9 protein-coding genes and 1 pseudogene are annotated in these 12233 nt (G+C 61.3%); all 10 read left to right on the forward strand.

Going from position 1 to position 12233, the window contains the following annotated elements:
* Positions 1–2: 2 nt before the first annotated feature.
* On the forward strand, positions 3–1388 hold the full coding sequence (locus tag CAG02_RS16965) for an N-acetylmuramoyl-L-alanine amidase (protein ID WP_371320912.1): 1386 nt from the start codon (positions 3–5) through the stop codon (positions 1386–1388).
* Entirely contained in the window at positions 1385–3292 is a 1908-nt protein-coding gene (gene mutL, locus CAG02_RS16970; protein ID WP_085711155.1) for a DNA mismatch repair endonuclease MutL, read from the forward strand. The genes CAG02_RS16965 and mutL overlap by 4 nt, the downstream gene beginning before the upstream one ends.
* Positions 3292–4263, forward strand: coding sequence for a tRNA (adenosine(37)-N6)-dimethylallyltransferase MiaA (miaA, locus tag CAG02_RS16975; protein WP_085711156.1), 972 nt, complete (start codon positions 3292–3294; stop codon positions 4261–4263). Before mutL ends, miaA begins: the two co-directional genes overlap by 1 nt.
* Before the next feature lie 93 nt (positions 4264–4356).
* A complete protein-coding gene (gene hfq, locus CAG02_RS16980; RefSeq protein WP_007902656.1) occupies positions 4357–4617 on the forward strand; it encodes an RNA chaperone Hfq in 261 nt (86 codons plus the stop codon).
* Between the two features lie 12 nt (positions 4618–4629).
* Positions 4630–5931, forward strand: coding sequence for a ribosome rescue GTPase HflX (gene hflX / locus CAG02_RS16985; protein ID WP_064379099.1), 1302 nt, complete (start codon positions 4630–4632; stop codon positions 5929–5931).
* A gap of 96 nt (positions 5932–6027) precedes the next feature.
* Positions 6028–7200, forward strand: coding sequence for an FtsH protease activity modulator HflK (gene hflK / locus CAG02_RS16990; protein WP_085711157.1), 1173 nt, complete (start codon positions 6028–6030; stop codon positions 7198–7200).
* Positions 7200–8069 carry a protease modulator HflC gene (gene hflC / locus CAG02_RS16995; RefSeq protein ID WP_027611416.1) on the forward strand — a complete coding sequence of 290 codons (870 nt, stop codon included), beginning with the start codon at positions 7200–7202 and terminating at the stop codon, positions 8067–8069. Before hflK ends, hflC begins: the two co-directional genes overlap by 1 nt.
* A gap of 313 nt (positions 8070–8382) precedes the next feature.
* A complete protein-coding gene (locus tag CAG02_RS17000) occupies positions 8383–9570 on the forward strand; it encodes an ATP phosphoribosyltransferase regulatory subunit (RefSeq protein ID WP_085711158.1) in 1188 nt (395 codons plus the stop codon).
* Between the two features lie 54 nt (positions 9571–9624).
* A complete protein-coding gene (locus tag CAG02_RS17005; protein ID WP_085711159.1) occupies positions 9625–10914 on the forward strand; it encodes an adenylosuccinate synthase in 1290 nt (429 codons plus the stop codon).
* Between the two features lie 1115 nt (positions 10915–12029).
* Positions 12030–12083 (forward strand): annotated as a pseudogene (locus tag CAG02_RS30260) (hypothetical protein); the annotation flags it as partial.
* Between the last annotated feature and the right edge of the window lie 150 nt (positions 12084–12233).

Here is a 12233-nt window from a genome sequence, read left to right on the forward strand (position 1 = left end):
TGATGTTGATGGCAGTAACCGTCAACGCTGTGGCCGAGACGAAGGTCAACAGCGTGCGCCTGTGGCGGGCGCCGGACAACACGCGCCTGGTGTTCGACCTGACCGGTCCGGTGCAGCACAGCGTCTTCACCCTCACGGCACCGGATCGACTGGTGATCGACATCAATGGCGCCACCCTTGGCGCGCCGTTGAAAGTCTCCACCGCCAACACACCGATCACCGCCATGCGCTCGGCCCAGCGTACGCCGACCGACCTGCGGGTGGTCATCGACCTGAAGAAAGCCGTCACCCCGAAAAGCTTCTCGCTGGCGCCAAACGCGCAATATGGCAACCGTCTGGTGGTCGACCTGTTCGATAACCCGGCCGATGCCGCGCCGCCGCCAACCCCTGCGCCGGCACCGACGGTCGCCACTGTTCCGGCCGTTCCGGTAACCCCGGCCGAACCTGCGATCAAACTGCCCCCGGCCCCGGCCGGCAAACGCGACATCATTGTGGTGATCGACGCCGGTCACGGCGGCGAAGACCCGGGTGCGTCCGGCTCACGCGGTCAGCGCGAGAAAGACGTGGTGCTGCAGATCGCCCGTGAATTGCAACGTCAGGTCAACGGCATGAAAGGCTTCCGCGCCGAACTGACCCGTACCGGCGACTACTTCATCCCGCTGCGCGGCCGTACCGAAATCGCCCGCAAGAAAGGCGCCGACCTGTTCGTCTCGATCCACGCCGACGCGGCGCCATCTGCGGCGGCCTTCGGGGCTTCGGTGTTTGCCTTGTCCGATCGTGGCGCAACGTCGGAGACCGCCCGTTGGCTGGCCGACAGTGAAAACCGTTCCGACCTGATCGGTGGTGCCGGCAACGTCAGCCTCGATGACAAGGACCGCATGCTCGCCGGCGTTCTGCTCGACCTGTCGATGACTGCCTCGTTGACTTCCAGCCTCAACGTCGGCCAGAAGGTCCTGACCAACATCGGCCGCGTCACGCCGCTGCACAAGCAACGCGTGGAACAGGCCGGGTTTATGGTGCTGAAGTCGCCGGACATCCCGTCGATTCTGGTGGAAACCGGCTTCATCTCCAACGCCAACGAAGCGAACAAGCTCTCGGCCTCGAGCCACCAGCAGGCGCTGGCGCGTTCGATCAGCAGCGGCGTGCGTCAGTTCTTCCAGCAGAACCCGCCACCGGGCACTTACATTGCGTGGCTGCGTGATTCGGGCAAGATCGCTCAGGGTCCGCGCGATCATCGGGTCAGCCCCGGCGAAACCCTGGCCATGATTGCCGTGCGTTATCAGGTATCGGCAGCGACCCTGCGCAGTGCCAACAACCTCAGCAGCGATGAGCTGAAAGTCGGTCAGCACCTGACCATTCCGGGCACCGAACTGGCGTCCAAAGAATGAATCAGGTTCTGAACGCAGCGCGCATCGAACTGCTCAGCCCTCGGCTGGCGAACCAGATCGCCGCCGGCGAGGTGGTCGAGCGCCCGGCTTCGGTGATCAAGGAGTTGCTGGAAAACAGCCTCGACTCTGGTGCCAAGCGTATCGACGTCGATGTCGAGCAGGGCGGCGTCAAGCTGCTGCGGGTGCGCGATGACGGCAGCGGCATTTCCGCCGATGACCTGCCGCTGGCGCTGGCCCGTCACGCCACCAGCAAAATCCGCAACCTTGAAGACCTCGAACAAGTGATGAGCCTGGGTTTCCGGGGCGAGGCACTGGCGTCGATCAGCTCCGTGGCGCGGCTGACCCTGACTTCCCGCACCCGCGACGCCGATCAGGCCTGGCAGGTCGAGACCGAAGGCCGTGACATGGCGCCCCGCGTGCAGCCGGCGGCCCATCCGGTCGGCACCTCGGTGGAAGTCCGCGACCTATTCTTCAACACCCCGGCTCGGCGCAAATTCCTCAAGACCGAAAAAACCGAATTCGATCACTTGCAGGAAGTGATCAAACGTCTGGCGCTGGCGCGTTTCGACGTGGCGTTCCATTTGCGTCACAACGGCAAGACCATCCTCAGTCTGCACGAGGCCCACGATGATGCGGCCCGCGCCCGGCGTGTGGCGGCGATCTGCGGTTCGGGTTTCCTGGAGCAGGCACTGCCGATCGAGATCGAACGCAACGGCCTGCACCTGTGGGGCTGGGTCGGTCTGCCGACCTTCAACCGCAGTCAGGCGGACTTGCAGTATTTCTTCGTCAACGGCCGTGCAGTGCGCGACAAACTGGTAGCCCACGCGGTGCGCCAGGCTTATCGCGATGTGCTGTTCAACGGCCGGCATCCGACGTTCGCGCTGTTTTTCGAGGTCGATCCGGCAGCGGTCGACGTCAACGTGCACCCGACCAAGCACGAAGTGCGCTTCCGTGACGGACGCATGGTGCATGACTTCCTTTATGGCACGCTGCACCGTGCGCTGGGCGATGTACGACCGGAAGATCAGCTTGCTGGCTCGGTCACCACTGCCATCGTGCGGCCAACGGGTCTCGAGGCCGGCGAGTTCGGCCCGCAGGGCGAAATGCGTCTGGCCGCCAATGCGTTGCTGGAGCAACCGCAGGCACAACCGGCGTTCAATACCTCGTCGGGCGCGAGCACTGGCGGCGCCTATCAGTATCAATACACGCCACGTCCGCAACCTGCCGTCCCGGCTGCCGAGGCCCAGGCCGCGTATCGCGAGTTTTTCGCGCCGCTGCCCGAGGCGAATGCCAACGCGCTGCCGGCCGGTCAGGAAGATATTCCGCCGCTGGGCTACGCACTGGCGCAGCTCAAGGGCATCTACATTCTGTCCGAGAACGCCCATGGCCTGGTTTTGGTGGACATGCACGCCGCTCACGAGCGGATCATGTATGAGCGTCTGAAGATCGCCATGGCCAGCGAAGGTTTGAGCGGCCAGCCGTTGCTGGTGCCGGAGTCGCTGGCGGTCAGTCAGCGCGAGGCCGATTGCGCCGAAGAGCATGCGGCGTGGTTCCAGCGTCTCGGATTCGAATTGCAGCGTCTGGGCCCGGAAACCCTGGCGATCCGGCAGATTCCTGCCCTGCTCAAGCAGGCCGAGGCCAACCGTCTGGTGGGCGACGTGCTGTCGGACCTGATGGAGTACGGCACCAGCGACCGGATCCAGGCACACCTGAACGAACTGCTCGGCACCATGGCCTGCCACGGCGCGATCCGCGCCAACCGCCGCCTGGCCTTGCCGGAAATGAACGGCCTGCTGCGCGACATGGAAAACACCGAGCGCAGCGGTCAATGCAACCATGGCCGACCGACCTGGACCCAACTGGGCCTGGACGATCTGGACAAACTGTTCCTGCGCGGTCGTTGATGAGCCAGCTTCCTCCAGCGATTTTCCTGATGGGCCCGACCGCTGCGGGCAAGACCGACCTGGCCATCGAGCTGACCAAGGTGCTGCCGTGCGAGTTGATCAGCGTCGACTCGGCGCTGGTTTATCGCGGCATGGATATCGGCACCGCCAAGCCATCGAAAGAGCTGCTGGCCGAGTATCCACACCGCCTGATCGACATTCTCGACCCGGCCGAGGCTTATTCGGCCGCAGATTTCCGCCGCGATGCCCTGCAAGCCATGGCCGAAATCACCGCACGCGGAAAAATTCCGCTGCTGGTGGGCGGCACGATGCTCTATTACAAGGCTTTGGTCGAAGGTCTGGCAGACATGCCAGCGGCGGATCCCGAGGTTCGCGCACAGATCGAAGAAGAGGCTGCACGCCTTGGCTGGCAAGCCCTGCACGAACAACTGGCAGTGATCGACCCGGAATCGGCGGCGCGAATTCACCCGAACGATCCGCAACGCCTGAGTCGTGCACTGGAAGTTTATCGGGTCAGCGGTCAGAGCATGACTGAACTGCGGCTGAAACAATCTGTACAAAGTACCGAAGCGGCGGCATCGGGACGGCAACAATTGCCCTATACTGTCGCGAACTTGGCCATTGCTCCGGCAAATCGCCAGGTACTGCATGACCGCATTAAACAAAGATTCACAAATATGCTGGAACAGGGATTCATCGACGAGGTCGTAGCCCTGCGTAATAGAAGTGACCTGCATGCCGGGTTGCCGTCTATACGTGCGGTAGGCTACCGCCAAGTCTGGGATTACCTGGATGGCAAGCTGACGGCGGCCGAAATGCAGGAGCGGGGCATCATCGCCACGCGCCAATTGGCCAAACGCCAGTTTACCTGGCTGCGCAGCTGGGACGATTTGCACTGGCTCGACAGTCTGGATTGCGACAATCTGCCACGCACCTTGAAATACCTTGGGACCATCTCCATATTGAGCTGAGTCCTTGCAATTGCCGTCTATCCTTGGGGGTGTGGCGGCAAAAGCCATCTGATTACCTATTTTTTATATTGAATCCTTAAAGGAGTGCGGCACATGTCAAAAGGGCATTCGCTACAAGACCCTTACTTGAATACTTTACGTAAAGAGAAAGTTGGGGTTTCCATCTACCTGGTCAACGGTATCAAACTGCAAGGCACGATCGAATCGTTCGACCAGTTCGTTATCCTGCTGAAGAACACCGTCAGCCAGATGGTTTACAAACACGCTATCTCTACAGTCGTGCCGGTTCGTCCAATTCGTCTGCCAAGCGCAACCGAATCCGAAGCAGGTGACGCTGAGCCAGGTAACGCCTGATAGGAGTCTCCTTTGTTCTTTGAGCGCCACGGTGGTGGTGAGCGAGTCATCCTCGTTCACTTGGATGGACAGGACCCTGAGGCGCGCGAAGATCCGCAGGAGTTTCAGGAACTGGCAAATTCGGCAGGCGCCGAGACCGTTGCGTTTTTTAACGTACCGCGTCATCGGCCAACCGCCAAATACCTGATCGGCAGCGGCAAGGTCGAGGAACTTCGCGACCTGGTACACGCCGAAGAAGCCGATCTGGTGATCTTCAATCACACCCTTACGCCCAGTCAGGAACGTAACCTCGAACGTGTGTTCGAGTGTCGCGTGATCGACCGTACCGGTCTGATTCTCGATATTTTCGCCCAGCGCGCCCGTACCCATGAAGGCAAGCTCCAGGTAGAACTGGCCCAGCTTGACCACATGAGCACCCGGCTGGTCCGCGGCTGGACTCACCTTGAGCGTCAGGGTGGCGGTATCGGCATGCGCGGCCCGGGTGAAACCCAGCTCGAAACCGACCGACGCCTGCTGCGGGTTCGCCTGCGCCAGATCAAGGGCCGGCTGGAAAAAGTGCGCAGTCAGCGCGAACAGTCGCGTCGTGGCCGTTCACGTGCGGATATCCCTACCGTGTCTCTGGTGGGCTATACCAACGCCGGCAAATCCACGCTGTTCAATAACGTGACGAAATCCGAGGTCTATGCGGCCGACCAGTTGTTCGCCACGCTGGACCCGACCCTGCGCCGTCTGGAACTGGACGACCTGGGGCCGATCGTTCTGGCCGACACCGTGGGTTTCATTCGTCATTTGCCGCACAAGCTGGTCGAGGCATTTCGGTCTACGCTCGAAGAGTCGAGCAATTCCGACTTGTTGTTGCACGTGATCGATGCGGCCGAACCGGATCGCATGTTGCAGATCGAGCAGGTGATGGTGGTGCTGGGCGAGATTGGTGCCCAGGACTTGCCGATCCTCGAGGTCTATAACAAACTCGATTTGCTTGAAGGCGTTGAGCCACAAATCCAGCGCGACGAAAACGGCAAGCCTCAACGGGTCTGGTTGTCGGCGCGTGATGGCACTGGTCTGGAATTGCTTGAGCAAGCCATTGCCGAATTGCTGGGCAGTGATTTGTTTGTCGGAACCTTGCGTCTGCCCCAGCGGTTTGCGCGTCTGCGTGCACAGTTCTTCGAGCTGGGCGCGGTACAGAAAGAAGAATACGACGAAGAAGGTGTCAGCTTGCTGGCCATTCGATTGCCGCGCTCGGAGCTCAATCGACTGGTCAGTCGTGAAGGCGTTGTGCCGACGGAGTTCATCGAGCAACACACTTTGCAATAAAAGCCTGAAAAAGCGGTTGTGCCGCAACGGCAGGCATTCTGTAGCATTGGTCGGCGCGCCGTGGGTGCGTCTTTGCTTTATCAGATGGAGAGCGCTATGGCTTGGAATGAGCCGGGTGGCAACTCGAACAATCAGGATCCTTGGGGTGGCAAGCGCCGCAATAACGGCGACCGCAAGGGACCACCAGATCTCGACGAGGCCTTCCGAAAGCTGCAGGAAAGCCTGAACGGGTTGTTCGGTGGTGGCAAGAAACGGGGTGGTGATGACGGTGGCGGTTCGGGCAAGAGTGGCGGCTTCGGCGGCCTGCTCGGCATCGGCCTCGTCGTGCTGGCGGCCGTGTGGCTGTACAGCGCGGTGTACGTGGTGGACGAGCAGGAGCAGGCCGTGGTGCTGCGCTTCGGCAAGTACTACGAGACTGTCGGCCCGGGCCTGAACATCTACTTCCCGCCGATCGACAAGAAGTACATGGAAAACGTCACGCGCGAGCGTGCCTACACCAAGCAGGGCCAGATGCTGACCGAAGACGAGAACATCGTCGAAGTGCCGCTGACCGTGCAGTACAAGATCAGCAACCTGCAGGACTTCGTGCTGAACGTCGACCAGCCGGAAATCAGCCTGCAACACGCGACCGACAGTGCGCTGCGCCATGTGGTGGGTTCCACCGCGATGGACCAGGTGCTGACCGAAGGTCGTGAGTTGATGGCCAGCGAGATCAAGGAGCGTCTGCAACGCTTCCTCGATACCTATCGCACCGGTATCACCGTTACCCAGGTCAACGTACAGAGCGCAGCTGCACCGCGTGAAGTGCAGGAAGCCTTCGATGACGTGATCCGCGCCCGTGAAGACGAGCAGCGTTCGCGCAACCAGGCTGAAACCTACGCCAACGGCGTGGTGCCGGAAGCCCGTGGTCAGGCCCAGCGCATCCTTGAAGATGCCAACGGTTACCGTGACGAAACGGTTTCTCGCGCCAAGGGTGAGGCTGATCGCTTCACCAAGCTGGTTGCCGAGTATCGCAAGGCGCCCGAGGTCACTCGCCAGCGTCTGTACCTGGACACCATGCAGGAAGTCTTCAGCAGCACCAGCAAGGTTCTCGTGACCGGCAACAAGAATGGCCAGAGCAACCTGCTTTACCTGCCGCTGGACAAGATGATTCAGAACAGTTCGGGCAGCAGTGCACCGGTCACCGGTTCAGCCGCCGCCAGCAACAACACGGATGTCGTGCCGCATGTCACTGACCTGCCGCAGACACGTACAAGGGAGACCCGCTGATGAGCAATAAATCGCTGATCGCCCTGATCGTTGGCGTTGTTGTGGTACTGGTTGGCTGGAACTGCTTCTACATCGTGGCTCAGACCGAGCGTGCGGTGCTGCTGCAGTTCGGTCGCGTGGTTCAGGCCGATGTTCAGCCGGGTCTGCATGTGAAGGTGCCTTACGTTAATCAGGTGCGTAAATTCGACGCACGTCTGATGACGCTGGATGCACCGACGCAACGCTTCCTGACCCTGGAAAAGAAAGCCGTGATGGTCGATGCCTACGCCAAGTGGCGCGTGAAAGATGCCGAGCGCTTCTACACCGCGACTTCCGGCCTCAAGCAGATCGCCGACGAGCGTCTGTCCCGTCGTCTGGAATCGGGCCTGCGTGACCAGTTCGGTAAACGTACCCTGCACGAAGTGGTGTCCGGTGAGCGCGATGCGCTGATGGCCGACATCACGGCGTCGCTGAACAAGATGGCGGAAAAAGAGCTGGGTATCGAAGTCGTCGATGTCCGGGTCAAGGCTATCGACCTGCCGAAGGAAGTGAACCGCAGCGTGTTCGAACGTATGAGCACCGAGCGTGAGCGTGAAGCTCGCGAGCACCGCGCCAAGGGTAACGAGCTGGCTGAGGGCATCCGTGCCGACGCCGATCGTCAACGCCGCGTGCTGCTGGCTGAAGCCTATCGTGAATCCGAAGAGATTCGCGGTGACGGTGACGCCCAGGCCGCTGCGATCTACTCCAAGGCCTACGGTCAGGATCAGGAGTTCTACGGTTTCTACCGCAGCCTGCGCGCCTACCGTGAAAGCTTCGCGAACAAATCCGACGTCATGGTCCTCGACCCAAGCAGCGACTTCTTCCGTTATCTGGAAAAGTCCAAGCCTTGATACGACGTTGACCTGAATCATTCCGCCCGGCGGCTAAAACCTCGGGCGGGGTGATCCTTTCGGAAAACGTGTGTATGATGCGGCAGCCGGGAAATTCCCGGCTTTTTTGCGTCTGCACGTTTGATTGCTGTTTTTGTTGCAGAAGATCGGGTTGAATGACCCGACAGTTTTTCGAGGAAAGTGATGGGCGAAGCCGGTAACAGGCCTTTCGCCGCGTCGTTCATGCGCGTGCGTTTTGAACGGGCCGGTCATTTTCTGCTTCACTCAAGGCTCGCCCTCGGGCTGGCCGCCCGGATCTAAGGGGAATGGCGTAATGGCAACGGTAGACCGCTGGCTGCTGCCAGATGGCATCGAAGAAGTACTGCCACCGGAAGCGGCGCGCATTGAAGTCGCGCGTCGTCAGGTGTTGGATCTGTTCCAGAGCTGGGGTTACGAGTTTGTCGTGACTCCCCATATCGAGTACCTGGAATCCCTGCTGACCGGCGCGGGCCAGGACCTGGATCTGCGTACCTTCAAGGTCATCGACCCGCAATCGGGCCGGCAGATGGGTTTCCGTGCCGACATCACGCCGCAAGTGGCGCGCATCGATGCGCACACCCTGCGTCGCGAAGGCCCGAGCCGTCTGTGCTACGCCGGCAGCGTGCTGCATGCCCAGCCACGTGCCTTGTCGTCCTCGCGCAGCCCGATCCAGTTGGGCGCCGAGTTGTACGGCGATGCCAGCCCGAGCAGCGACGTTGAAGTCATCAGCCTGATGCTGGCCATGCTGCAACTGGCCGATGTGCCGGACGTGCACATGGACCTGGGCCACGTTGGCATCTATCGCGGTCTGGCCCAGGCGGCCGGTCTGTCGGGTGAGGTCGAGCAACAGCTGTTCGATGCATTGCAACGCAAGGCCATCGACGAGGTCATTACCCTGACCGAAGGCCTGCCGACCGATCTGTCCGGCATGCTGCGTGCGTTGGTCGATCTGTGCGGCGGCCGTGAAGTGTTGAGCGCTGCCCGTGAGCGCCTGGCCAATGCGCCGGCGCCGGTACTGGCGGCGCTGGAAGATTTGCTGGCGATCGCCGAAAGACTGTCGGCGCGCTTCCCGGAGCTGCCGCTGTACTTCGATCTGGGCGAGCTGCGCGGTTACCACTACCACACCGGTGTGGTGTTCGCGGTGTTCGTGCCGGGTGTCGGCCAGTCCATCGCTCAGGGCGGTCGCTATGACGACATCGGCGCCGACTTCGGTCGTGCCCGTCCGGCAACCGGCTTTTCCACCGATTTGAAAACCCTGGTGACCCTGGGGCGTGCTGAGGTCGAGCTACCGTCTGGCGGTATCTGGATGCCTGACAGTACGGATGCGGCACTCTGGCAGCAGGTTTGCCAGTTGCGCAGTGAGGGTCAGCGTGTCGTTCAGGCATTGCCTGGACAACCTTTGGCCGCCGCCCGTGATGCGGACTGCGACCGGCAATTGATCCAGCAGAACGGGCTTTGGCAAGTATCGCCACTGGCTTCTTGAGTTTTCCTGCCGGCCAACGCCGGCACCAAGTTTGCGCGAATGAGGACAAGTGTTATGGGTAAGAATGTCGTAGTCCTGGGCACCCAGTGGGGTGATGAGGGCAAAGGCAAGATCGTTGATCTGCTGACCGAACATGCTGCCGCCGTAGTGCGCTACCAAGGTGGCCACAACGCTGGCCACACACTGGTGATCGACGGTGAAAAAACCGTCCTGCACCTGATCCCGTCGGGCGTGCTGCGCGAAGGCGTGCAGTGCCTGATCGGCAACGGCGTGGTGGTTGCACCTGACGCCCTGCTGCGCGAGATCACCAAGCTGGAAGAGAAAGGCGTACCGGTGCGCGAGCGTCTGCGTATCAGCCCGTCCTGCCCGCTGATCCTGTCCTTCCACGTGGCGCTGGACCAGGCCCGTGAAAAGGCCCGTGGCGAGCTGAAGATCGGTACCACCGGTCGCGGCATCGGCCCGGCTTACGAAGACAAGGTTGCACGTCGTGGTCTGCGTGTGGGCGACCTGCTCAATATGCCGCGCTTTGAAGACAAGCTGCGTGAACTGGTGGATTACCACAACTTCATGCTGGTCGGTTACTACAAAGAGCCGGCCATCGAGTTCGAAAAGACCCTGGCCGAGTGCAAGGAATACGCCGAGCTGCTGAAGCCGCTGATGCTGGACGTCACTGCCGAGCTGCATGACCTGCGTCGCGCCGGCAAAGACATCATGTTCGAAGGCGCCCAGGGCTCGTTGCTCGACATCGACCACGGTACCTACCCGTACGTGACCAGCTCCAACACCACCGCCGGTGGCGTGGCGACCGGTTCGGGCGTTGGCCCGATGTTCCTGGACTACATCCTGGGCATCACCAAGGCTTACACCACTCGCGTAGGTTCGGGCCCGTTCCCGACCGAGCTGTTCGACGAAGTCGGCGCGCACCTGGCCAAGCAGGGTCACGAGTTCGGTGCGACCACCGGCCGTGCCCGTCGTTGCGGCTGGTTCGACGCCGTTATCCTGCGTCGCGCTATCGATGTGAACAGCATCTCGGGCATCTGCCTGACCAAGCTGGACGTACTCGACGGCCTGGAAACCATCAACATCTGCACCGGCTACAAAGACGCGCAAGGCAACGCTGTTGCGCCGACTGACGCTGACAGCTACGTAGGCCTGCAGCCTGTGTACGAAGAAGTGCCGGGCTGGACCGAATCGACCGTGGGCGCCAAGACCCTGGAAGAGCTGCCGGCCAACGCTCGCGCCTACATCAAACGCGTTGAAGAATTGATCGGCGCGCCGATCGACATTATTTCGACGGGCCCGGACCGCAACGAAACCATCGTTCTGCGTCATCCGTTCGCTTGATAAGTCGTTGATGTAAAAACACAAAGGCCCCTTCATCGGGGCCTTTGTCGTTTATGCCTGTTGGACGGCATGACCTTTGCTGTGAATCTGTCTACAAGAGTGCCATCAAATTAATGGCGTCAGAAGTAGAGGGATTCACAGTGTCGGCCGTTCTCTCACTGTTACAAAGCCGTTTGTTGCGGCCCGTATTCGTTACCCTTGGTATCGCCCTTTTGGTGCAAGTGTTGGTGGCCGTCGCCCTGACGCGGAGCACCGTCACCGCGCTGGAAGCTGACCTCGGCACTCGCCTGGGCGCCGACAGCCAGAAGCTCTCTGGTGAGCTGGAGCAGGCAGGGCGCGAAGTCACCTCGAGCCTCGATACCCTATCCACCAATACTCGCCAGCGTTTGACTGCCGGCCTGTCCTCGCGTTTGAAGGATGAGCAGGCACAACTGCGTGCGACCCTGGAAAAAGACCTGAAGGACTCGGCCAACGACATGGCCCAGTTGCTGGCCTCTGTAGCGCCTCGCGCCATGTGGGACAGCGACGTGCCGACCCTGTCCGAATTCGCCCGCCGGGCCCAGCGCAATCCCAACGTGCTGTTCGTGGTTTACGACGACGCCACCGGCCAGCATTTGACCCGTTATCTCAACCGCGAGAACCCGATCAACAAGGCCCTTCTGGAAAAAGGCCAGGGCGAGCGGGCGCTGGATAAGGTGCTGGATGCGGCGAAGCATGATCCCTCGGTCTATTACCTCGAAGCCTCGATCAATCCCAACGGCGTGGAGATCGGCAAGGTGCTGATGGGTGTCTCTACGGCCTCGGTGGACACCGATCTGGCGGCACTCGATCAGCGCTTCTCGGCGCTGATCGCCAGCAGTGATCAACTGGTCGGCGATAGCCTCAAGGGCGCCGCCGCCGACAGCGCCACGGCCATGCGCGCTCGCCTGCAGTCGGCGCAGTCCACGGCCGCGGAGATGAAAGCCAACACGACCAACACCGTACAGGACGCCGCAGCCACACTACGCTGGCGTATCGGTATGGGACTGGCGCTGGTCGGCGCCGGCGTGCTGTTGCTGTTGGCGGTGGTGCTCGGCCACCGTGTGGTCAACCGCTTGAAGATGCTCAACGCCGCCATGGATGACCTGGCGGCAGGTGAGGGTGATCTGACCAAACGTGTGCAGATCAACAGCAAGGACGAAATCGGCGACATGGCGTCGGCAGTCAACCGCTTTGTGGATAAGTTGCAGCCGATCGTGCGCGAGGCCGGGGATGTGGCTCAGCGCACCGGTGTGGAAATCGGCGCGATGACGCTGCGCAATGCGGGTGCCGATGCGGCT

This window comes from Pseudomonas sp. R43(2017) (assembly GCF_002112345.1).
GTDB lineage: Bacteria > Pseudomonadota > Gammaproteobacteria > Pseudomonadales > Pseudomonadaceae > Aquipseudomonas > Aquipseudomonas kribbensis.

What these genes read in the sequence shown, in the direction of transcription:
- CAG02_RS17000 (WP_085711158.1), top strand. Translation starts at nt 8,383, where the DNA reads ATGGCAACGGTAGACCGCTGGCTGCTGCCAGATGGCATCGAAGAAGTA.
- hfq (WP_007902656.1), top strand. Translation starts at nt 4,357, where the DNA reads ATGTCAAAAGGGCATTCGCTACAAGACCCTTACTTGAATACTTTACGT.
- mutL (WP_085711155.1), top strand. Translation starts at nt 1,385, where the DNA reads ATGAATCAGGTTCTGAACGCAGCGCGCATCGAACTGCTCAGCCCTCGG.
- hflC (WP_027611416.1), top strand. Translation starts at nt 7,200, where the DNA reads ATGAGCAATAAATCGCTGATCGCCCTGATCGTTGGCGTTGTTGTGGTA.
- CAG02_RS17005 (WP_085711159.1), top strand. Translation starts at nt 9,625, where the DNA reads ATGGGTAAGAATGTCGTAGTCCTGGGCACCCAGTGGGGTGATGAGGGC.
- hflK (WP_085711157.1), top strand. Translation starts at nt 6,028, where the DNA reads ATGGCTTGGAATGAGCCGGGTGGCAACTCGAACAATCAGGATCCTTGG.
- CAG02_RS16965 (WP_371320912.1), top strand. Translation starts at nt 3, where the DNA reads ATGTTGATGGCAGTAACCGTCAACGCTGTGGCCGAGACGAAGGTCAAC.
- miaA (WP_085711156.1), top strand. Translation starts at nt 3,292, where the DNA reads ATGAGCCAGCTTCCTCCAGCGATTTTCCTGATGGGCCCGACCGCTGCG.